We start from the raw sequence: 22,437 nt of genomic DNA, 5'->3' as shown, positions 1-22,437 counted from the left end.
GAGCCGGCCTGCGACCACGCCCTTGGCCACGCCATCGAGATCGTCGACGGCCAGCGCGAGCTCGGTGGTCGCGGCCTGCCACGCGCCCATTCGCGCGAGCGCCAGCCCGCGCGCGAACCGAGCCAAGCGCGAGCGCCCAGGGAACAGCTCGTTGACCATCGAGGGGTCACCGGGCAGCCAGCGCTCGAGGAACCAGGTCGCGTCGGTGTCGGCGCTGGGGACCTCGAGCAACAAGTTGGACAGGTCGCGCGGCTCGACCAGGCCGTCCTCCAAGTCGCGCAGCGCCATGCTGGCGGTCGCCCGGGTCTCGGGGCGAAGGATCGCGCCGTTGAGCTCGAGCCGCGCGCGGGCGAGGTCGGGCCGGTTGGAGGCCAGCTCGCTGAACAGCGCGGCCGCTTGGTACTCGGTGGTCGCGGCGACCCGGCTGCCTTCGAAATTGATCAAGCGCTCGCGGACCGCGGGCAGCTGCTCACCCTCGAGCCAGGGCACGGGCGAGAACCACGCCGCGCGGGCGTTGGGCGAGCCAGCCAGCGCGTCGAGTCCGGCGCCGTACTCGGGGCTCGCGGTGTCGAGCTTGGCGAGCTCGTCGAGCACGTCGCGGCAGTCCTGATCGAAGAGCTTGCGCTCACGACAGATCGCCAGCTTCGCGCCCAGATCTGGCTGGCGTCCCGCGACGGCCGCGAGCGCGCGCGCGCGGGCTCGCTTGGACGACGCTGCGTTGATCGCCGCGGATCCGATCACCGGCAGCGGCAAGCGTGGCGCGCTGCGACCCTTGGATTGGGTCACGAGCTCGCGGTCGGCCGCCCGCGCGAGCTCGAGGTGCTTGGCGGGGGCCTGCTCTTGCTCGAAGTCGCTGACCCACACCGCGATCGAGGTTGAACGCTGGGCCCGCGCCTTGCGACGCCACCGCTCGAATTGGGCCCGACCGTCGTCGGTGCCCGACGAGAGCGCGACCATGGCGGACAGCGTGGCGTGGAGGGCCTGTTCGTTGGCGCTGCTCGACCGGACGTCGAGCCTGGCGAGCAGCTCGCCGGCATCGCCAAAGGTGCCGCCAACGATCATCAGGTTGGCCCGAGCGAGCGCGAGCGCGACGCTGTCGGGGACCTGCTCGTGACGCAACAGCATGCGCGCCTGGCTGCCCAGCAGGTCGGCGCTGGCGGTCGAGAGATCCGGGAGCAGGGCTTCGTCTTCGCTGATCTCCCCGCGCGCGAGCGCTTCGAGCACGACCTTGGCCGCGAGCGCGTCGTGGTCCCATCGATCGGCGTCGAGCAGCGCGTCGATCCAGCGCAGGTAGTCCGCGCGACGGCGCTCGGAGGCGGCGCGATTGGCCTCGTTCCACATCAGGTCGATCGCCTCGGGGCCCGCCGCCGCGAGCGACTCTGGGGCCAGACGCGGGGCGCCGACGGGCAACCCCGGGGCCTGGTGGCTGCGCCAGCGCAGCCGCTGGAGGCCCGCGAGCATGCTTGGATTGTTCGCGAACGCGTCCCACAACCGCTGGTAGCCCCAGCTCGAGTCGGCCTCGTAGGCCAGGCCCAGCGCCCGCGCGATCGCCTTGCGCTGGCGCTTGGGCGCGAGCATGAATTGCGCCGCCTCGATCACCAAGGTGGCGTCGAGCACGTCGTCGCCGATCTCCACGGCGAACACGGCCGCGGCGTCGAGCTCCGCGATCGCGGCGTCGAACTGGGCGGCGTCGCCATCCTCGAGCCGGACGATCAACAGTCGCGCGCGGGCCAGGTCGAGCTGCTCGCGGGCAAAGCCCGAAGCCTCGTCTGCGTTGCCTAGCTTGGCGGCGAAGGTCGCGGCCGCGCGCGCGTGGGCTTGCCCGTCGTCGAGCTCTCCAAACGCGCCGAGGTGCCCTAGCGCGACGCGATCGCGCATGGTCTTGGCGTCGAGCCGGGTGGTCTGGGTGTGGACGCGAACGCGGGCGATCGAGCACGCGCTGGTAACCGCGGCGATCAGGACCAAGAGTGACAGGTACGAGGTCCAAGATCGGGCGCGACGCTCAGCCATCCCCGAGACGGTAGGCGAGAATGTAGGCGCGGGCCAGACTCTCAGGGGGCCAACACGCGGATGCTGGCGCTCTCGCGGCCGCGGATCCGGGGGCCAACGCGGACGTGCTCGGGATCGAGATCGAAGCGCTCGATCGCTTCGGCGATGATCCGCGCGTTGGCGGGCTTGTCTTTGCGCACGCTCAGCTCGATCTGCGAGCGCTCGAAGGTTCCAGCGAGGAACCCGAGCTCTTCGACCAGCGCCGCTTCGTCGATCGCCGCGCCCTCGGGCAGGCGGCGCACGAGGATCAGCCGCTCGCCGGACCGCTTGGGGCTGCGCTGGCCCGCGATCACGGGGGCGCCCTCACCCAGCGCGACCCGGGCGATCACGGTGTTGTCGAGCGGCGCGTGCTCGGGCGCTGGCGTCGACAGCACGCCAACGTCCCGCCACAGGCCCCAGGAGCGCTGAAACAAGACCTCGATGCTCACGGCCCCGCGCCCGGACAGGCCGGCGAGACGGGCCCCATCTTCGAGGTCGGCGAACGCGACGTAGCCCATGACCTCGAGCAGGACCACGGCTTCGGGCGCGCCGGGCTCACGCGAGATCCGGCGCGCGGCGTCGGGGACGTCGGCGCCGAAGCGCTGCGCGCCCGCGAGCCAAGCCCGGCCGAACCGGGCCAGATCATTGGTGTTGCCGCGCACGAAGCTGGCCGGGGCGACCGCGACCATTGGGATCAGGCGCGGCGCGTCGGCGCTGGTCAGGACGAGATCCCGCGCGTCGATCGTGGTCCCGGAGTTGGCCACCGGGCTGGTCAGCGAGCGCTCGACGGCGCGGAGCTTGGCGTTCTTGGCCTCGTCGCTCGTGGCGGACACGAGCGCGACGTTGGCCGTATCGACGCCGACCTCGTCGAGCGCGAACAAGCTCAACATCGTGGCGGACTGCCCGGCGTAGCCGACCAGCTCGAGCTTGCCCGACGGGGGCTTGTCGATCAGCAGCTTGGGATCTTTGGCCGCGAGGGCGTCGCGCCCTCGGGACCAGCCGACCACGAAGAACACCTCGGGGGACAGGGCGCGCAGGTGCTCGTAGGACGCGACGAAGGTCGGCAGCGGCATCACAGCGACGTCGGCGCCATTTTCGTCGGCGCCGCCGCGCGCGAGCTGGGTCTCGATCTCGCTGGCCGTGAGCGCGACCGAGAACTCGACGTCGATCCCCGCGCTGCGGAAGCTGCTGAGCTCGCCGGGGCTGAGCCCGTCGTTGGCGATCAGGCCTGGCGCGACCAGCTCCCAGCCCAGCCCAACGACGCGCAGGGGTCGACGGGGGGTGATCTCGGCGGGGGCCGGATCGCTCGCGGCTTCGTCACTGGGTGTTTGATTGGCGCTGGGGTTGCCCGGCTCGCCCGGCTCGCCCGGCTCGCCGTCACCCGGCGTCGCTGCCGTCGGGTCATCGGTCTGCGCTTGGGCCTGTGTCGGGTCCGCGGGCTGCTCGGCCTGGGCCTCTGGCAGCGGGTGGGTCGCCAGCAGCCCGAGCAGGCTGCCGGTGATCAGCGTGACCGTGATCAGCCCGATCGGTCGAAACGAAGCCTGTGAGTTGCTGTTGCTCATCTTGTTCACGTTGACCTGCTTCACCACGAGCTCGCGCCAAAGCTGCGGCGGTTGGGGTACTCGGCGGCGATCATGGCCGAGAGCTGCGAGACCGGGACCGCGAGGTTGAGGTTCTGACCGCCGACCATGCCCGCAACCGACACGCCAATGACCTCGCCGAACCGATCGAACACCGGTCCGCCGGAGTTGCCGGGGGAGATCGGCGCGGACATCTGGATGTAGCGCTCGCCCTCATAGACCCGTCGCGCAGAGACGAGCCCGTTGGTCAGGGTGTGGTCGAGCCCGAGCGGATTCCCGATCACGCTGACCGGCTCGCCGACCTGCACGGACTCGGAGTCGCCGAGCAGGGTCGGCGCCGGGGGCTTGGGCAGGGCGCTTGGATCGATGCGCAGCAGGGCGAGATCGACGACGGGATCACTGACCAACAGCTCGACCCGATCGAACTCGGTGCCGTCGAATAGCTTGACCCGGACCGCGGTGGCGTCCTCGATCACGTGGTGGTTGGTCGCAATCGTGCCCTCTGCATCAATGAAGAAGCCGGTGCCGCCGCCCGTGAACCCGCGGTGCTCGAGCTTGATCGAGACGACCGCGGGGGCGTAGGCGGCGAACAGCTCGGCGGGGCTGTACTCGCGTGGCTTGGCGTCGACCTTGGCGTCGACCTTGGCGTCGACTTTGGCGTCTGGGGGCTTGGTCGCGCCCTCGACCTCGTCTTCGGGCTTGGTGTCGCTTGGCTTGGTGCTGGCCGCGTCGTCGACCTTGGTGGACGCGGGATCGCCAGCGGCCGGGTTGTCACCGATGGGGTCTGGCTCAATGGCCTGGGTGGCCACGACATCGTCGCTCGGCGGGTCCGCGCTGGTGGCCGGGGTTGGCTCGGGACCCGCCATCCAGCGCCCAACCCACGCGGCGCGGGTCCAGCCACTCGCGTCCAAGCGCTTGGCCTCTGCGTGCAGCGGCCCGCCCGTGAACGGGCCGGCCGCGGCCACGAACCCCAGCGCGATGACGGCCCACGTCGCCGAGATCACGTCGCGCACCAACCCAGGGCGGCGCTGTGTGTCTGGGTCGTTGGGCAGCAGGCGGTCGGCGATCACCAGGGGCAGCAGCACCAGCACGACCAGCGGCACCAGCAACCGAATCCACACATTCTCGGTCATCATTCCGATCAGCGACATGCCGCCGACCGTCGCCAGCGGCAGGCCGACGCCGATCCCGGCGAACGCGATCACACCGTGAAGCAGACGCAGACCCGTTCGCGCGGGAGGTGAGTGGTCGGAGCTCGCTTCTATCATGACGCAGTGGTTCCCTCGCTGCGCGTCGACACCAAGACCCGTCAGCGCGCGCCGCAACGATAGCGGTTTGACGGGTATTCCGCTCAGCGAAGGTCAGGCTGTTTCTCCTCAATCTCGTGCAGCCATCAGCAAATGGGCCACAGCTCGCTGCCCCGTGGTGAACCAGTCTACGAAGGCGTCGGCAAGCGGGCGAGAAGCCCTCGCCCGAGCTGAAAACAGCCTATTTGTCCACGGCCTGGCTCGCCCGCTCGAGGCCCGCTTCGACCCGCCGCCAGCACGCGTCTTCGTCATCACCCGCGCCCGCGAGCAGATCCTGCAGCGCTTGCTCGATCGACGCCATGGCGCCCGAGACCTCGGCGTGCCCGTAGGTGCCGGCCGTCCCGTGCAGCGTGTGTGCGATCAGATGGGCGGCGTCAACGGCCACCCTGTGGCTGGCGGGATCGGCCGCCCGGGCGTGCTCGACCGCCGCGCGCAGCCCCTCGATCTTGGTCGCGAGGCTGTCGGCGTAGCGCCGTCGCAGCGCCTCGATCCGGGCCCGGCCGCGCAGCTCGACCGGCTGATCCAGGATTCCTCGGATCTCCTTGGGCAGCTGCATGGGGTCGAAGGGCTTGGGGATCACGCCGGCCGCCCCAAACCCAACGTAGCGCTCTTTCTCGTGGGACTGGACCTTGGCGGTCATGAAGATCACCGGAATGTCGCGGGTCTCGGGCTGAGCCGCGAGCGCCTTGAAGGTCGCGACGCCGTCCATCTCGGGCATCATCACGTCGAGCAGGATCACGTCGGGCTTGTGGGTGACGGCGAGCTCGAGCGCCTGGGCGCCGGACGAGGCCAACACGGTCTTCCAGCCGCCAACGTGCGACAGGCTCATCTCGGCGATCGTGCGGATGTCGGGCTCATCATCGACGAGCAAAATTGTGTTGATCTGTGCCACGGGGACTCCAATGCGAGAGCAGCGAATTGCGTGATGCGGCGCGAGTCAGAGGCTCCGCTGGGCCTCGTCTTCGAGGGTTCGCAGCGCCTCGGCGAGGGCTTGGCGCTGGTCGTGATCCGCGATGTTGCCCGAGCTGGTGACGAAGTTGGCCAGGCTCGAGGCGATGCGGATCAGGGCTGAACGAACGGGCACGGCCAAGCCACGGCGGCGGGCGAGGTCGGTGGCTTGGCGGTGCAGCTCGCGGGCGAGGTCCTGGGATTGCACGTCAGCGGCCGCGCCGATCAAGCCCGCGGCGCCCTCGACCAGCTCGAGCACGGGGTTGCTGCGCTGACCCTCGGAGAGGGCGCGACGGGGCTTGCGAAACGGGCCAGACTCGGCCCGGAACCGCCGGACGGGTCGGTCGCCCTCGCCAACCTCGAAGTGAAAGCGCGAGCCGGCCCCCGGCTGGCTCTCGACCCCGATCACGCCGCCGTGGGCGTCGACGATCGCCTTGGAGATCGCCAAGCCCAGCCCGCTGCCGCCGACCGATCGGGTGTCGGACTCGTCGAGCTGCGAGAACTTGCGAAACAGCTTGGGCAGCTGATCTTCGGCGATGCCGGGGCCCTCGTCGCGAACCGAGAAGCGCACGGTCCCGGACTCGATCTCGGCGAGCTCGACGTGGACGGTGTCGCCGTTCTTGGAGAATTTGATCGCGTTCGACAGCAGGTTGATCAGCACCTGCAGCAGCCGATCCCGGTCGCCGCGGAGCTCGCAGGCCGGCTCGAACTCGCGGACCAGCGTGATCCCGCACTCCTCGGCGTAGCCAGCGATCTCGGCGATCGCCTCGTTGGCGAGCACCACCGGGTCCAGGGTCTCGCTGCGCAGCTCGAGCTTGCCGGTCTCGATCTTGTCGAGATCCAGGATGTCGTTGACCAGCCGGATCAGTCGCTCGGTGTTGCTCAGCGCGATCTTGACCAAGCTGCTGGTGCGCGGCTCGAGCTGCCCAACGACGCCGCCATCGAGCAGCCCGAGCGAGCCGCGGATCGAGGTGAGCGGGGTGCGCAGCTCGTGGCTGACGATCGAGACGAACTCGTTCTTGAGCCGCTCGATCCGCGCGCGCTCGGTGATGTCGGTGGCGATCCCGACCACGCCCTCGAGCCGATCTTCGCTGGTGACTGCAGGCGAGCAGCGCAATTCGAAGGTGAGACGGCCGATCGGGGCGGTGGTGACCGTGGTCTCGCCGGTCATGGCCCGGCGGACCGCACCAAGTAGCTGGGGTACGTGGGCAAACACTTCGAACACCGAGCGGCCGATCACGCGCTCGGGGGAGACGCCCAAGCCGGCCGCCCCCAGGCCGTCGAACAGCGACAAGATCCCGTCGGGGTCGATCGAAAACAGCACGATCGGCGCGCCCGTGATGATCGTCCGCAGTCGGTTTTCGCTGTGGATCAGCGCTTCTTGGGCGCGCCAACGCGCGCTCACGTCTTCCTCTGTGACGAGCGCGAGCCGCTTGGGGCCCTCGAGCGCGCTGACCTGGATCAAGAACCATGATCGTCCACGTGGCCCATCTCGGGACACTTCGCTCTCGTACCGACGTCGACGACCATCGAGGACCTCGAGCATGCTGGCCACGAACGCCCCGATCTCATCGTTGGGGCCGCCTGGAGTGATACCGGCGAGATAGTGACTCCCGACCGGCCGCCAGGCCGGTGCATCGGGGTGTTCGTTGGCCATTGGCGACAACCACGCTCGATTCGCCGAGATCACGCGGCCCTCGCGATCGAGCAGCGCCGCGCGGTTGGGCATCGCCTCGAGCAGCTCGTCAAAGGGCGGACGGCTGCGCGCGGGCGTGAGCTGTGCCGTCGCGTCGCTCGATCCGTCGCTAGCCTGAGCCTGCTCGCCGCTCGTGGACTTCACTGCCCGCAGTATGCCGCTGGGGGGCGTTTCTCACCAGCGGAGACTGATGGCACCGCGCCTCGCGGGGCCCGCGAGGGTCCCGACCGCCGCTTCGCATGTCGATCAGGGTCGTCATAGTACTTGTCACCGCTCGACGCCGGCTGTCATAAACGCGGGGATGGAGAGGGAAGCAGGCGCACGGCGCAAGGCCAGGGTGTTGGTAGTCGATGACGATGTCGACTTGCTCGCGCTGCTCGAAGCTGGACTCGAAGACGAAGGGTACGAGGTCGAGGTGTGTGGCTCGGCCGAGCGCGCGCTCGAGCTGCTCGAGGTCGCGGCGCACGACATCATCGTCACCGACATCAACTTGCCGGGCATGAGCGGCCTCGACTTTTGTTCGCGGGTCGTGTCCGAGCGCGGCAACGTGGTGGTCATGGTCATGACCGCGTTCTCGAGCATCAAGTCGGCGGTCACGGCTCTGCGCGCGGGCGCCTACGACTACCTGATGAAGCCCCTCGACATCGAGGCGCTCGTCCACCGTCTCGACCGGGTGGTCCGCGAGCAAGACACCCAAAAAGAGGTGCAAAAGCTTCGCGAGCTGGTCGCCGAAGAGCGCGGCTTCGAGGGCTTGCTGGGCACCAGCGCGCCCATGCAAAAGCTCTACGATCTGGTCGCGCGCGCGGGCGAGACCGACGCCTCCGTGCTGGTCACGGGCGAGAGCGGAACCGGCAAAGAGCTCGTATCTCGGGCCCTGCATCGTCGCAGCGCCCGCTGTGGCGCGCCCTTCGTGCCCGTGAACTGCTCGGCGATCCCCGACACCCTGCTCGAGTCCGAGCTGTTTGGTCACTCGCAAGGAGCGTTCACCGACGCCCGACGCTCGCGCGCGGGGCTGTTCCTCGAGGCCACTGGCGGGACGCTGTTTCTGGACGAGATCGGTGAGATTCCGATGCAGGTCCAGCCCAAGCTGCTGCGCGCGCTCGAGGAGCGCAAGGTTCGACCGGTCGGCTCCGACAAAGAGAGCGACGTGGACGTGCGATTGGTGGCGGCGACCAATCGCGATCTCGAGGCTGCGGTCGAGGACGGCAGCTTTCGCGAAGACTTGTTCTTTCGGGTCAACGTGATCCACATCCACGTGCCGCCGCTGCGCGCTCGCGGGGGCGACGTGCTGCTCTTGGCGCAGAGCTTCCTCGAGCGCTACGCGGCCCGGTTTGGCAAGGACGTCGTGGGCTTGAGCGCGGGCTCGGCCGAGCGCTTGATGGCCTACAACTGGCCGGGCAACGTGCGTGAGCTGCGCAACTGCATCGAGCGGGCGGTCGCGCTTGGGCGGGGGGTCGACATTCAGGTCGAGGATCTCCCGGAGCGGGTGCGGACCCACAGTCGCGCGCAGCTGGTGGTGGGGAGCGATGATCCCTCGGAGCTCGCCGAGCTCGCGGAGATCGAGCGGCGCTACATCCTGCACGTGATGGAGGTCGTGGGCGGCAACAAGAGCCTCGCGGCCAAGACCCTGGGCTTGGATCGCAAGACGCTGTATCGCAAGCTGCAGCGCTACGCTCGGGCTGGCACCGCCGACTGATCTCGTTCGGGGATTGGCTGGTTGGCGTGCGGCCAGCGTGGCGGCTGGGGCAGCTGCCGCTCGGGCGGCGGTCTTGGGTGGTCGCGGGCGGCTGGCCGGGCCTCGCAGACATTGGTTGGGCGCGGTCGGTCGGCGCGGCGGATCGACTTGGAACTTGATCGGGGGCGCGGGGTCTGGCGGCGGGTGCGATTGACGTGTCGTGAGCATCGGTGGGAGCCTGGGTTGGCGATGGGATGGCTGCGGTGGTGGGGGGTGGTGTTGGTGCTGGTGATGACGGTGGGTGGCTGCAAAGCGCAGGGGCGGGCGGGGCTCGGGGACGGGCCGCCCGCGGTCGACGCGAACACGCAGGTGCTCGCGCCCTTCAAGCCGGGGGAGATGGCGGGGCCGGGGGCCGGGGGCCTGGATCTGGGGGCGGTGGCCGGGGATCCGCCAGCGGCGCCCGAGGTGCCGGACCTGCCCGCGCCGAAGCTGCTGGAGTTTGGGCCGATCGGGGACACGGGCGAGTACGCGAACATCGAGTTTCGCTTCAATCGGCCGGTGGTTCCCCTGGGGGAGCGGGACCGGCTGGATCCGAAGGCGCTGGGTCTGGACATTCAGCCCAAGCTCGAAGGCGAGCTGTACTTTGCGGAGCCGGACCGGCTGGTGTTTGCGCCCGCGGACGCCCTGCCGCTGGCGCATGTCTGGCAGGTGCGGCTCGACGCGAAGCTTCAGGCGGTCGATGGGCCGGCGTTCTCGGCCAAGGCGGACTTCTCGTTCGCGACGACCGCGCCAACCGTGACGCTGTGGCCCGACGCGGCCGCCCAGGTTCAGGCGGAGCGCGGGGCAGGGGACATCGTCGAGCATCACTTCGACGCGAGGGTCTTCCTCGACGCCAGCGACGAGGTGTCGCTTGGCCAGCTCAGGCGGCACGTCCGGGCCGAGGCGATCGATGCTCGGGGCGTCGTGACGCCAGTGGCGATCGTGGTCCGCAAGGGCAAGAAAGATCCCTCGGGCTGGGTCGAGTCGGACTTCGAGATCCATCCCAAGACCCACTGGCCGGCCGGCCGCGAGATCTTGATCCGCGTCGGCGAGGGGCTGGTCGGGCGGCTGGGGCCGCGGCCGATGGGGCGCGAGGAGAGCCTGTCGTTCGCGGTCGCGGCGGGTGTGCGGGTGGTCGCCGTCGACTGCTACGCGGGCGACTTTGGCGACGGCTGTGATCTTGGCCCGCTGCAGATCCGGTTCTCGGCCCCGGTCACGCGCGCGCAGGCCAGCCGCGTAAGCGTGAGCCCGACCAGCAAGGGCTTTGACACGCTGGCCTACGACCGCGAGCTGTGGTGGGACGACACGCCCCGCAACGCCTACTGGTCAATCTTGGCGTGGGGCGACTACAGCGACGGCGGACACTACAAAGTCAGCGTCGATCCAAAGCTGCGCGACATCCATGGGCAAATTTTAGTGGGCGAGAGCGAGTTCGAGATCGACTTCGTCGAGCCGCCGCCCGAGCTGAGCGTCCACAACGGCGCGGGCACGCTGGTCCACTCGAACACGCCACGCGCCGGGATCGAGACCCGCCACGCCGAGCAGCTGCGGCTGCGCGTCGCCGTGCTCGACGACGAGACCCTCGAGCGGATGCTGCACGCACCCCTGAGCGAGATCCCGTGGCCCAGCGAGGGCGCCAAGTCGTTCGACGAGCGCATCACCCCGGTCCACCAGGGCAAATTTGGGTTCGCGGCGACCGAGCTCGACTTTCATCGGTTCACGGGCAGCAAGCCGGGCGCGGTGTTGTTCGAGGCCTCGGTCACCAAGCTGCTCCCGCGCGCGGCCAATCGGAGCATGCCAGCGGCCAGGCGCGGGCTGGTCCAGATCAGCGACCTCGGCGTGAGCGTGATCGGATCGCTGACCGACAGCTGGGTGCGCGTGGCCGACGTGAGCAGCGACAAGCCGGTGCGCGACGCCCAGATCGAGCTGATCGAGCTGAGTGAGGGGCCCGGGGGCAAGCGGCGGGTGCTCGGCCAGACCGACGCCGCCGGGCTGCTGGCGATCCCGGGCGCGGCCAAGCTGCCCGAGGGCGCGCTGCTGCGGGTCCGAAAGGGCGACGACAAGCTGCTGGTCTCGATCGCGGCGCTGCGCCGGGCCGAGCCCAAGCCCAAGCACCTGCGCGTCGGTGAGACCACCAAGGTCGCCGTCACGACCGAGCGCGCGCTCTACCGGCCCGGCGAGGTGGTCCGGGCGATCGGCTGGGCGACGGTGGCTGGCCCCTACGAGCTCGCGGGCGTCCGGCCGCTCTCGGCCAAGGCCACGGTCACGCTCGAGCTCCGCGACCCTCGCAACGAGGTCGTCGCAACCCGGACCGTCGCGCCCAAGCGGCGCGGCAAGTTCTGGGCGACGCTGCCGATCCCCGCCAGCGCCGGGCTCGGCAATTATTCTGTCACCGCCAAGGTCCTCGATGGCGCGGCGACGGCCGCGGTCGAGGTCAAGGACTTCGTCGCCCCGGAGTTCGAGGTCTCGGCTCAGGCCGCGCGCACGGATCTTCACCACGGCGAGACGACGACCGTCGACGTCAACGCGCGCTACTACTTTGGCGGCCCGGTCCCGATCGTCCGCATGCGGACCACGCTGCGCTGCCAAGAGGCGGCGTTTCGCCCGCCTGGGCTCGCGCCCGAGTGGCGTGTGGGTCCAGGCGCGGATCGATGGCGGCTGCGCGGCGCGCCGGTCACCTGGATCCCGCTGCCGGCGACCGCCACGCACGGCCACGTGGTGACCGGGCTCGAGCCACACGCGCTCGATCCAGGTCACCCGGCGTTTTGCACCTTCTCGGCCGCGCTCGCGGATCAGACCCAGCGCGAGGTTGGAGCCGAGACCAGCGCGTGGTTTCACCCCGACTTCTACCTGGCATCGCGGGTCCCCGCGCGGGTCGAGCCCGCGAGCGACCTGGACATCCCGATCGCCACGCTGGACTTCGACGGCTCGCGGCTGCCAACCACCACCGTCGAGGTCACCCTCGAGCGCAGTTGGTACGAAGAAGAGTGGGTGACCGAGAACGGCAAGCGGGTCTACGCGGGCCGGCGCGAGCGCAAGAAGAAGCTGCCAGTGTGCAAGACCCACACCCTCGCTGGCGACGCGAGCTGTCGGTTCCCTGCGATCGAGCACGGTCGCTACGCGGTCGAGATCGTCGCGCGCAACAAGCACGCGCCTGGCTACCAGCCCACGCTGAGCGCGAGCGTCTACGTGCCCGAGCCGCGCAAGTCGACCTGGTCGTGGTCGACCAAGCCGGCCCGCGAGCTCTCGATCGAGGTCGACAAGGCCCAGGCCAAGCCCGGCGAGGTAATCCGGGCCCGGGTCAGCGCGCCGTGGGCGAGCGGGGCAGGGGTCGTGCTGATCGCCAAAGGTGCGATCCACGAGGTCCATCGCTTCGAGCTGGATCAGGGCGCGGCCGAATTCACGTTCACGGCGACCGACGCGTGGATCCCCAACACCGAGCTGTGGGCCGCGATGATCCAGCCCGGCGACGGACGGCGTCGCCACCCGCGGCTGGCCACCGCGCACACCCAGGTCTCGCTCGCCAACACCACCCGGAATTTGGAGGTCGTGGTCGATGTCCCGCGCGAGGCCGACGCGGGCGACTCGCTGCCGATCGTCGTCCACGCCCGCGACCACGCCAACCGGCCGATCCGCGGTCACGTCAGCGTGTGGGCGGTCGACGAGGCCGTGCTCGCGCTCGCGCCCCACGAGCTGCCAAACTTCGTCGACGCGTTCACGATTCAGCTGACCGGTGGGCTTGGCTTCGTCGATGGCTACGCCGCGCTGATCTTCGCGTACATCGCTCGCAGCGACGTGTACCAGCGCATGCAATTCGTAGATGGCTGGGCGGCCGATCCCGAGTCGGCGCTTGGGTATGGCGGCTACGGGCGTGGATCGGGCGCGGGGTTTAGCGGCCGCGGCCATCGGGTCCCGAGGATTCGCCACGCCTCGGCGCAGGTCGTGCCACCCGCGCGCAGCAAGTTCGACTCGGCGCCGATCTTCATCGGCGACGCCGAGCTCGACGAGCACGGCGTCGCGCGTCTGTCGGGCGAGCTGCCCGACAACCTCACGACCTTCCGCGTGACCGCGCTGGTGTCTTCGCCGATCCCCAGCTCCAAGGTCGAGGCCCGGTTTGGCACGGCCGACGCCCGCGTTCGCGTGACCCGGCCGATCGTCGTCCGGGCTGCGCTGCCGCGGATCCTGCGACCGGGTGACAGCGCCGAAGTCGGCGTGCTTGTCGACAACCTGCGCGCCGGCGCTGGCAAGGTCGAGGTCGCCGTCACGATCGACGACCCTGCCGGGGCGCTCGAGCTGCTCTCGCCCGCGAAGGTGACCCTGGCGATCGCGGCCGGCGGCCAGGTCCGGGTCCCGTTCGAGGTGCGGGCCCACAAGACCGGCGCGCCAACGTTCACCGCTCGCGCCACGCTGCAACCCGACCGCGGCGCGCGGCAGGTCGACGCCGTCGAGCTGAACCTGCCGATCGAGGCCGAGCGCACCCTGAGCGATCGCGTCGCGGTATACGGGACCCTGGACGCCGATCGCCCGGTGCTGTTGCCCTTCGAGCTCCCGGACGACGCGGATCCGGCGTTTGGTGGGCTGTCGGTCTCGATCGGCTCGAGCATGCTCGGCGGCGTCGAGGATGCCGTCGCGTATCTGGTTGGCTATCCGCACGGCTGCGTCGAGCAGACGTCGAGCTCGCTGCTGCCGTTGATCCCGCTTGGATCCCTGGCCAAGACCTATCCGCTGGGCATCCCCGACACGAACGCGTACGTCGAGGCCGGGGTCGCGCGGCTGCGAACCATGCAGCTCGCAAACGGTGGGTTTGGCTACTGGCCCGGCTCGATCACGGCCAACCCGTATGCCAGCGCCTACGCGGCGTGGGTGCTGGGGCGGGCGGCGGCGGCGGGCTACCCGGTGCCGCCCGCCATGCTCTCGAGCGCGCAGGAGTACTTGTTTGGCCAGGTCCAAGCCTGGAGCACAAAGCCAGGATCGACGACGGGGCGCGACATCGAGATCGCGCTCGCGCTCTCGACCCTCGCCGAGGCGCAGCGGGCTCCCAGCGAGGCGCTTGCCAAGCTGCACGAGCGCCGGACCACGCTGCCGATGTTTGCCCGGGCGATCCTGCTGATGGCGATTCACGACCAAGATCCGGGTGACCCGCGGGCCGCGGCGATGCTCGCGGAGCTGCGCAGCTTCGTCGACGAGCGTGAAGCCAGCGCGCGGATCGAGACCGACTCGACCTGGACCTGGTACTGGGACTCCAACGTGCGCAGCAGCGCCATGATGCTGATCGCGATGTTGGCCCTCGACCCCGAGCACGTGCTCGTGCCCAAGCTCGCCCGCGGGCTGCTCGACGCCCGCCGCGGCGGTCGCTGGTCGAACACCCAAGAGAACGCCTACGCGCTGATCGCCTTGGCCGAGTACGCGCGGATCTACGAGGCCGATGAGCCGAACTTCGAGGGCCGGGTCTGGCTCGACCGCACGGCCGTCGCCAAGGTCCGCGTTCAGGGTCGCAGCTTCGCGTTTGAAGAGGGCTTCACGGGCATGCCCGCGCTGCTCGAGGCCGATCGGGCCGACCCCGCCGCCAGCCGCCTGTTGCTCGAGCGGGCCGGCGTTGGGCGCATGTACTACCGGGTGGGGCTCGAGTGGGCTTCCACGGCCGGCCAAGTCCAGGCGCGGTCCGAGGGGCTGGGCATCGAACGCACGATCCGCGATGAATCGGGGCCGCTCGCGGCGGATCAGGCGATCGCAGCCGGGACCTTGCTGGCCATGGACGTCGTGCTGGACACGCGCTCGGAGCTGACCCACGTGGCGATCGAGCTGCCGCTCCCGGCCGGGCTCGAGGCGATCGACATGGGGCTAGGCAAGGGTACGTCTGCGATGCGGATCTCCGGATCGGTCGGCTGGTTCGTCAGTCACCAAGAGCTGCGCCGCGATCGCGCGGTGGTGTTCGCGGATCGGCTGCCACCCGGCACGCACACCCACACGGTGTGGCTGCGGGCGACGACCCCGGGCGAGTACGTGATGCCGCCTGCCAGCGCGCAGATGATGTACTACCCCGAGGTCTACGGGCGCACGGCCTCGGCCAGGATCTCGGTGGACTGAGACCCGCGCATCGCGGTCGGCAGCTCAGCGGGCCAGCTGGTCGGAGATCTAACACGCGGTCACGGGCTCGCCGCGCGAGTGAGTCTCGAGCGCCCGTCGGATCTCGGCGAGCAGCGTGCGCACGCGCCATGGCTTTTGCACGAAGCCCATGTACTGATCCGTGACGGTGCGGGTGGCGTCGTGCTCTTCGTAGCCGCTGCACAAGATCACCTCGACCTCGAACTTCTCCTCGCGCATCAAGTGCAGACATTGGGCGCCGTTCATTCCGGGCATGGACAAGTCGAGCAGCACCACGCCGATCTCATCGGCGTGGGCCCGCAGGATCTCGAGCGCCTCGGGGCCCGACTGCGCGACCAGGTAGGGCAGCCCCGCCCGCTCGAGCACGACGCTCGCGACCGAGCGGACCACCTGCTCGTCATCCACGACCAAGACGGCCGGGTGCCGCAGCCCCGCGGCGTCCGCAGAGGTCTCTCGCGTGGTCTGCTCGGGGTCGAGCGGAAACAATACATCGAAGCAGGTCCCCCGGCCGAGCTGACTCTCGACATGAATGGCGCCACCTTGGGCCCGAACAATGCCCAGCACCGAGGCCAGGCCAATGCCGCGACCGGTGAACTTCGTCGTGAAGAAGGGCTCGAAGATCCTGCATCGCACCTCGTCGCTCATGCCCGCTCCGTCGTCGCGGACCGAGAGCACCACGTAGGGGCCGGCCTCGAGCGCGGCCGCGACGTCGCAGGCGCGAAGGTAGTCCTGGCTGAAGTGGCGGATGGTCGTTGTGACGCTGATGTGCCCTGTCCGGTCGTTGATCGCTTCTGCCGCGTTGAGCACCAGGTTCATGATCACCTGGCGAACCTGCGTGCCATCAACCAAGATCAGCGGCAGGTCCGAGTCCAGGGCAAAGCTCACCCTGTGGTCACGCGAGACGGCGACCTCGATCAAGTGCAGCATGTCGCGGACCAGGCCGGACAGATCGGTTGGCTGCAGCTCGACGCGCGCCTTGCCAGCGTAGGCCAACAGCTGAAGGCAAAGATCGGCCGCACGCTCGGCGGCGACCTGAATGTCCTGGACCTGGGCGCGCAGCGGGAAGTCGGGGGGCAGCTCGGCCTCGACGAGCTCGGCGTTGGCGAGCACCCCCACGAGCAGGTTGTTGAAGTCGTGCGCCACCCCGCCAGCCATCACCCCTAGGCTCTCGAGCTTCTGCGCGTGTTGCAGGCTCGCCTCGACGCTCAGCCGCCGCTCCTCTTCGTGCTGACGATCGGTGATGTCACGGATCGCGGCGCAGATCAGCAGCCCGTCGCGGGTCTCGATCGGGGACAAGCTGATCTCGATCGGAAATTCGGTCCCGTCCGGTCGCCTACCCAGCAGCTTGCCCATGCCCGCGCCCATGCCCCGAAGCGCCGGGCCTCGGGTATAGCGCTCGCGGTGGACCCGATGGACGGCGTTCAGGCGCTCTGGGATCAGCGCCTCGACGGGCCGACCGATCAACGCGTCGCGGGTCTGGCCGAACACGCGCTCGGTCTGGCCATTGACCAGCCGGATCGTGCCGCGGGCATCGACGATGACCATCGCGTCGGGAGCCGACTCGACCAGCTGACGCAGCAACCCGGCGTCCTTCTTGCGTCCGGTGATGTCGCGGACGGCGGCAATGGTGACCTGGCCGTCGCCGGTCTCGACTGGCGCGAGGCTGATCTCGACGGGGAACTCGGTGCCGTCTGCGTGCTGGCCGAACAGCTCCATGCCCGATCCCATCGGCCGACGTGAGGGCTTGGCAGCGTATGCCTGGCGATGCCTGCGATGGTCCGCGCCCAGCCGTGCTGGGATCAGGATCTCGACCGACTGACCGATCAGCTGGTCGCGGGGATGGCCAAACAGCCGCTCCGTCTGGGCGTTGGCCAGGGTGATCACGCCGTCTTTACCCACGACCACCATTGCGTCGGGTGCCGACTCCAGGAACTGCGCGAGTGTTCGGCTCTCGCCCGCGTCACTGTCCTGAGTCTTCACCCGTGCTCGTGTCCCCGCGAAGGTTCGCCCAGAGCAACCGTGCGTCGCGATCCGGGTCGGCGCCGGGATCTGGGCTCGCGCGAGCGCGTTCGCGTTCCAGGCCGGTCTACAAGGCCAGGTTCGAACTCTTGCCGCAGGGGACGCCACGTGTGCTCGAAGCACCTGCTGCCAGCCAGCCGCGGTGTGACGCGAGCAGGGCACGGGAGGATCGAAGCCCGACCCCGTATCCACTCAGTTCGACTCGAGCTTGCCCGTGACCACGCGAAACTCGATGCGCCGGTTGTTGGCGCGCCCAGCTTTGGTGTCGTTGGTGTCGATTGGCACGTCGGGCCCCATGCCGTTGGTGGTGACCCGATCCTCGGAGATCCCCATGCCAACGAGGTAGCTCATGACCGACTCGGCGCGCTCGCGTGACAGCTGCATGTTGTGGTCGCGCTTGCCCCGGTCATCGGTGTGGCCAATGATCTCGATGCGGACGCTGGGGTACTGCTGCAGAATCCGAATCGCCTCGTCCAGCGTTGGCAGCGAGCTGCGCTCGATCGTGGCCTTGTTGGTCTCGAAGGTGATGCCCTTGATCGCGCCAGAGAAGCGCAGGACCTCGGCCGGGACCTCGTCGGGGCAGCCGTCGTCGTCCTCGAAGCCGTTGTCGGTCTCGGGCTCCTCAATGCACTGATCCACGTCATCGAGGAAGCCGTCGCCGTCGGTGTCTTTGGGCGGGCAGCCGTCGGGGTCGACCCCCGCCTCGTCGGGGCAGGTGTCCTGATCGTCGTAGAAGCCGTCGCCGTCGCGGTCGGACTCGGGGCAGCCGTCCTCGTCGAGGTATCCGTTGACGGTCTCGGGATCGTCGATGCACTGATCGACGACGTCGAGGATCCCGTCGCCGTCGCGGTCACCCGGGCCAGCCGGGATCACGCTGGGTTGGTCGGGTCGCGGCGGTGCCTGGTTCTTGCGGTTGAGGGTGACCGACAGGCCGATCAGGCCCTCGAAGTTGTGCGAGACGAAGGTGTTCTCGACGCCGAGTGAGTGGCTGACCACGTCGCGCAGATCGACGCGCAGCATCAACCAGCGATTGATGTAGATCTTGGCGCCCGCGCCGAAGTGCATGGCCGGATCGATGTCGGCGCCGAGCGGCCCGCTGCCGTTGATCCCCAGCATGCCCGCGCCCACCAGCACGAAGGGCGTCACGCTCCACAGTCCAAGCTGCGCGACCGCGTGACCGCGCACCGTGAACGGCATCACGCCAGTACCGCTGCCATCGTCGAGCTTGCCGGGGATCACACCGCCCTCGGCCTCGACGCCGAAGAAGCGCAGCGGGTAGTAGCCGAGTCGCCCGCCGAAGTCGGGGTTGCTCCTGCGCAGCGGCAGCCAGCCTTGCAACGGCGCCGCCGCGTTGGGCTCGAACAGCTCGTGCTCACCGTTGAGCCGGAACAGCCCGCCGTAGACGCCAAGCTCGAACATGTGCGGCTCGGGGGCCCAGCGCTGGATCCACGGCTGCTGTTTGCGGGGGTTCCACTTGCGGGCGCGGGGCTCGGCCTCGGCGCTGGTGTTGGCGCGGGTGTCGACGCCCGCGTCGGCTTCCAGATCTGCCTGCGGCTCGGCGGCCCCCGAGCTGGACAGCGTCAGCCCAGCGGAGCCCTCGCCGCCAGCCTCGGCCTGATCCGGGGGCGCCCACGCGTGGGCGAGCGAGGGAGCCGCGAGGCCGAGGGCACACACCAAACTGGGAAATCGCAGTCGCATCGTCGCTCCTGGGCCGTGGAGGCCCTGACTGTGAATTGTGCCCGGTCCCGCCGAAATTCGCAGGTTTTTGACAAAAGCGAGGGCCGCTGGCCCAGGCGCGGCGAAATCAGGCGTCCTCGAGCTCATCGAGGATCACCACGACGCACCACGGCTCGCGGCGATGGGGCGAGCCTTCGTCCGTTCGCTCGGCCACGCGACCGCGCACCCGCACCCGATCGCCAGGGCCGATCCGCTCGATCGACGCGCGCAGATCCACGCCAAATTCGTTGCGCAGGTTGTCGTGCAGCTTTCCGAGGTTCGCGCCCGGTTGGACTTGGATGAGCGCGGTCCCACTGTCGTCACGCAACAGAAAGTTCGTGCCCTGGTAGGCCTCGACCGCGCCCTCGGTGGCCTGGATGCTGAAGTAGCGCTGGGCCAGCCCCGGCCGGTGGGCGTGGTAGTTGAGGACCACCGCTGGCTCGCCGTCGATCGGGTCATGCAGCAGCTCGAGCGGCTCGACCTCGCCGCACAGCTCCACGCGCGTTCCAAGCTCGGCGATCGCATTGATCCGGGTGGCGACGTAGGGGCCGTCGCGAGACAGCAGGCGATCGAGCCAGCGCACGGGGCAGGGTAGCAAGCTCGGCGAACAAGTTCTCGACCCCGCGCGCCGCGTACGGGTACGATGGCGCCGTCATGGCCCAGACCGTTGAAGAAGAATACATGGGTGGCTCCAAAGCCCGGGTGTGGACGTACGTGATCCTGGCCGGGCTGCTGCTCGTTGGGTTGCTCGTCGCAAACTTTGCATGGGAGAACCCCGAGGATGCCCGCGCGGCCCTCGATGGGTTCTTGGGGCTGCCGGGCTGGGCTGTGGTGGGGATCGTGGCTGTGCTTGGGGTGTTGGTGTTCTGGGGCGGGCTGAAGATCGAGGCCGACTGGCCGGAGGCGGTTGGGGCGTTGTTGATCGCGGGGGCGGTGCTGGCTGTGGAGATGATGGTGGGGCTCGACACCTTTCGGCTGTTCAACATGGGGTTCATGCCTTACTTCATTCCGCTTGGGGTGTTTGTGGTGTTGTTTGGGCTGGGGATGGTGAAGTCTAAGTAGGGGTCGTGGTTGTTTGCGGGGGGTGTTGTGCCGATGGGGCACCGCGCACGGGCTGCGGACGGCCCCAACCCGGCTACGGTCTACTCCAGTCTCGTGGGCCCGCTTCCTTTCGGTTTTCTCATTGGCCCGACGGCGCTTCTCTTCGTTAATCTCCACGTGCGTAGATACGCCGGGTTGGGGCCGTCCGCGGCCTTGTGTGCGCTTGGCTTTGAGCGAGGGGCGCTCTCCGATCCGAGCTCGCGGGCGTTGGCACGTCAACTCCGCGCGCGAGCTGTGAGCGTTGACGTGGAGTTTGTCGAGGTGAAGTACCCGAGCCGGGGGAGCGGGGCTTTGGCACGTCAACTCCACGCGCGATCGACCATCTCGGCTAGTTCACGAATCCGCCCAGGGCTGAATGGGGGAACGCGGCGGCTTGGCTGACGCGTATGGCTGACTGCGAGAATACTTGGAAGGCCTTGCGGATCTCGCTGGTGCTGCTGCCGGGGGTCAGGACCCAGCGATCTTGGATGCCCATGTCGGTGAAGACTTGGCGAAAGTTGGTGGTGCCGTCGTCGATGCCCATCGCGGCGACGATGTGGGTTTCGGCCCGTAGCATGTCTTCGACGAGGGGGCGGACGTGGGTGGCGTTGGCGCGGGTCGAGTGTACGTCGGCGCCGTCGCTGATCAGCAGGGTGACGGTGCGGACGGGGACGCCGTTGTCGGCGAACTCTTGCGACTTGGCGAGCACCGTTGCCAGCAATACGACGGTCTGATCGTACAAGGGCGTGCCCTTGTTGGGATCGTAGTTGGCCTTGGTCATGCGCGTGGCGTGCTCGAGCGGGACGTAGGGGTAGAGCACGTCGCCGTTGAGGTAGCGGTTGTGGACCAGGATCTCGGCGGCTTGGCGGCAGGTTTCGAGCGCGTCGAGGATCAGGTTGTGGCCTTGGCGGACGGCGTCGGCGTTGCCTGCGAACCGGATCGAGCCCGAGTCGTCGGGCATCACGCTGACCAGGACCACCTCGGCGGCTGGTACGTCGTCGACCTCGACGCCGAGTCCGGCTTGGATCTGCGCGCCGAGATCCAGCACGTCGAGGGTCGCCATCGAGGCTTTGGATAGTGTGCCCTGGGTTCGGGCGTTGGAGAGCAGCGCGCGGGCTTTGGCGCCGGGCTTCTTGATGTTCGAATTGGACATAGTTGAACTCCTATGAGGGCGAAGTGAATTGTCGAGCTCAGCCGGACAGGCCCGGCCAGTCGTCTAGGGGATCGGTCGAGCGGACCAGGTGCATGCCGGCGTCGGCGAAGCGCTGCTGGGCTTGCGCGGCCTGGTCGCTGAAGTCGGCCGCGAAGCCGCCGTGCCCGTCGGGCACGGTCACGGCGGACATGCAGTCCGTCAATATGTAGACCTTGCGCGCGAGCTTGGGATCCGTGGCGACGATCTCGTCGAGCAGGTCGTCGATCGTGCTCTTGACGCAGTGGCTGGCGGCTTGACCGGCGATCATCACGGCGTCGGCGCGCAGCAGGGTCTCGATGAAGGCGGTGTTGCGCTGGGCGAGCGGGGCCCCGTCGTGGCGGCTGAGCACCTCGGGCCGCAGCACCGAGTAGTTCTCTGTCAGCGGGTTGCCGCCCTTGACCTCGATCCACGACTGCATGCCGCGGGCCAGCGAGAACATGCTGCGGGCCTCGTCGACCACGCCGACGAGCGCGTGGCCGTCACTCCCGAGCAGGCAGTGCGGCGGCCACAGGTACAGCTCGTACTTGCCAACCCGCTCGAGCTCGCGGCAGTAGTGCTCGACCTGCTGGCGCAGCCAGGTGTAGTTGCCCCGGCACAGCCAGCCGGCGACGGCGGGGTTGGGGCGCAGCTCGCCCGAGGCGATCGCGTCGGTCGTGACGATCGTGTGGGGCTTTGGCGGCTGATCGTCGCGGTCCAGCCAGAAGCTGGGGAAGAAGATCTGGTGCGAGAAGTGGCTGTCGAGGGTCGCGGTGACCCGGGTCAGCCGCGCCATGTTCTGGTAGATGAAGCGGGCGATTCGGCGGCTGTCGTCGATCGCCCCCGTGCCGCTGCGGCCACCCACGTAGAGGCTGCCCTCGGGCAGGCAGAAGTCCTTTTGCACGTCGATCAGCAGGAGGTGAAGCTCGCGGGGATCGCCGGCGGCGGGGCGCAGCTGATGCCGATCGATCCACGCGCGGGCGTGTCCGGCGAGGGCTTGGTGATCGGCGCGGTAGTCCCAGCGGGCGGCCGCGTCGGGGTCGAAGAAGTCGGGGATCGGGAGGATGGTGGACATG

Annotated in this window: 13 protein-coding genes; 3 read left to right on the top strand and 10 right to left on the bottom strand. The window is 69.1% G+C overall.

Annotation, left to right across the window (positions count from 1 at the left end; all coding sequences use genetic code 11):
• The 5 genes from DB30_RS21530 to DB30_RS21510 all read right to left on the bottom strand — a co-directional run.
• Positions 1 to 2,010 (bottom strand): hypothetical protein (locus DB30_RS21530; protein WP_146659994.1); only part of this gene is annotated, 2,010 nt, incomplete at its 3' end.
• A 41-nt stretch (positions 2,011 to 2,051) separates the two neighbouring features.
• The gene (locus DB30_RS21525) at positions 2,052 to 3,590 is read right to left on the bottom strand and encodes a substrate-binding domain-containing protein (RefSeq protein WP_146659991.1); all 1,539 of its coding nucleotides are present in this window, start codon (positions 3,588 to 3,590) and stop codon (positions 2,052 to 2,054) included.
• Between the two features lie 20 nt (positions 3,591 to 3,610).
• Positions 3,611 to 4,813, bottom strand: a complete 1,203-nt coding sequence (locus tag DB30_RS21520; protein WP_052551927.1) for a S1C family serine protease — start codon at positions 4,811 to 4,813, stop codon at positions 3,611 to 3,613.
• Between the two features lie 283 nt (positions 4,814 to 5,096).
• Positions 5,097 to 5,807 (bottom strand): response regulator, encoded by a 711-nt coding sequence (locus DB30_RS21515; RefSeq protein ID WP_165703876.1) that lies wholly within the window; start codon positions 5,805 to 5,807, stop codon positions 5,097 to 5,099.
• A gap of 45 nt (positions 5,808 to 5,852) precedes the next feature.
• Positions 5,853 to 7,703 carry a PAS domain-containing sensor histidine kinase gene (locus DB30_RS21510; RefSeq protein ID WP_052551925.1) on the bottom strand — a complete coding sequence of 617 codons (1,851 nt, stop codon included), beginning with the start codon at positions 7,701 to 7,703 and terminating at the stop codon, positions 5,853 to 5,855.
• 157 nt (positions 7,704 to 7,860) lie between these two features.
• Between DB30_RS21510 and DB30_RS21505 the strand changes: the two genes are divergently transcribed.
• Positions 7,861 to 9,255: a sigma-54-dependent transcriptional regulator gene (locus DB30_RS21505; RefSeq protein WP_052551924.1), complete on the top strand. Its 1,395-nt coding sequence runs from the start codon at positions 7,861 to 7,863 to the stop codon at positions 9,253 to 9,255.
• Between the two features lie 228 nt (positions 9,256 to 9,483).
• Complete coding sequence (locus DB30_RS21500) at positions 9,484 to 15,360, top strand: alpha-2-macroglobulin family protein (protein WP_052551923.1); 5,877 nt, start codon at positions 9,484 to 9,486, stop codon at positions 15,358 to 15,360.
• A 48-nt stretch (positions 15,361 to 15,408) separates the two neighbouring features.
• Here DB30_RS21500 and DB30_RS21495 read toward each other — a convergent pair whose 3' ends face one another.
• The 3 genes from DB30_RS21495 to DB30_RS21485 form a co-directional block, all read right to left on the bottom strand.
• Positions 15,409 to 17,358: a hybrid sensor histidine kinase/response regulator gene (locus tag DB30_RS21495; protein ID WP_146659988.1), complete on the bottom strand. Its 1,950-nt coding sequence runs from the start codon at positions 17,356 to 17,358 to the stop codon at positions 15,409 to 15,411.
• Between the two features lie 231 nt (positions 17,359 to 17,589).
• Positions 17,590 to 19,095: an OmpA family protein gene (locus DB30_RS21490; RefSeq protein WP_146659986.1), complete on the bottom strand. Its 1,506-nt coding sequence runs from the start codon at positions 19,093 to 19,095 to the stop codon at positions 17,590 to 17,592.
• 106 nt (positions 19,096 to 19,201) lie between these two features.
• Positions 19,202 to 19,696 (bottom strand): hypothetical protein, encoded by a 495-nt coding sequence (locus tag DB30_RS21485; protein ID WP_052551920.1) that lies wholly within the window; start codon positions 19,694 to 19,696, stop codon positions 19,202 to 19,204.
• A 71-nt stretch (positions 19,697 to 19,767) separates the two neighbouring features.
• Between DB30_RS21485 and DB30_RS21480 the strand changes: the two genes are divergently transcribed.
• The gene (locus tag DB30_RS21480) at positions 19,768 to 20,175 is read left to right on the top strand and encodes a hypothetical protein (RefSeq protein WP_052551919.1); all 408 of its coding nucleotides are present in this window, start codon (positions 19,768 to 19,770) and stop codon (positions 20,173 to 20,175) included.
• Positions 20,176 to 20,542: 367 nt separating this feature from the next.
• Here the strand turns inward: DB30_RS21480 and DB30_RS21475 are convergent, their stop codons facing one another.
• Positions 20,543 to 21,346 carry a hypothetical protein gene (locus DB30_RS21475; protein ID WP_052551917.1) on the bottom strand — a complete coding sequence of 268 codons (804 nt, stop codon included), beginning with the start codon at positions 21,344 to 21,346 and terminating at the stop codon, positions 20,543 to 20,545.
• A 37-nt stretch (positions 21,347 to 21,383) separates the two neighbouring features.
• Positions 21,384 to 22,436 carry a cysteine hydrolase family protein gene (locus DB30_RS21470; RefSeq protein WP_052551915.1) on the bottom strand — a complete coding sequence of 351 codons (1,053 nt, stop codon included), beginning with the start codon at positions 22,434 to 22,436 and terminating at the stop codon, positions 21,384 to 21,386.
• Between the last annotated feature and the right edge of the window lies 1 nt (position 22,437).

The sequence above is a fragment of the Enhygromyxa salina genome (genome assembly GCF_000737335.2).
Taxonomy (GTDB): domain Bacteria; phylum Myxococcota_A; class Polyangia; order Nannocystales; family Nannocystaceae; genus Plesiocystis; species Plesiocystis salina_C.
The sequence above is the reverse complement of the archived record's forward strand: the minus strand, read 5'-3'. Positions and strand labels throughout refer to the sequence as shown.

What these genes read in the sequence shown, in the direction of transcription:
- DB30_RS21525 (WP_146659991.1), bottom strand. Translation starts at nt 3,590, where the DNA reads ATGAGCAACAGCAACTCACAGGCTTCGTTTCGACCGATCGGGCTGATC.
- DB30_RS21505 (WP_052551924.1), top strand. Translation starts at nt 7,861, where the DNA reads ATGGAGAGGGAAGCAGGCGCACGGCGCAAGGCCAGGGTGTTGGTAGTC.
- DB30_RS21500 (WP_052551923.1), top strand. Translation starts at nt 9,484, where the DNA reads ATGGGATGGCTGCGGTGGTGGGGGGTGGTGTTGGTGCTGGTGATGACG.
- DB30_RS21490 (WP_146659986.1), bottom strand. Translation starts at nt 19,095, where the DNA reads ATGCGACTGCGATTTCCCAGTTTGGTGTGTGCCCTCGGCCTCGCGGCT.
- DB30_RS21480 (WP_052551919.1), top strand. Translation starts at nt 19,768, where the DNA reads ATGGCCCAGACCGTTGAAGAAGAATACATGGGTGGCTCCAAAGCCCGG.
- DB30_RS21475 (WP_052551917.1), bottom strand. Translation starts at nt 21,346, where the DNA reads ATGTCCAATTCGAACATCAAGAAGCCCGGCGCCAAAGCCCGCGCGCTG.
- DB30_RS21470 (WP_052551915.1), bottom strand. Translation starts at nt 22,436, where the DNA reads ATGTCCACCATCCTCCCGATCCCCGACTTCTTCGACCCCGACGCGGCC.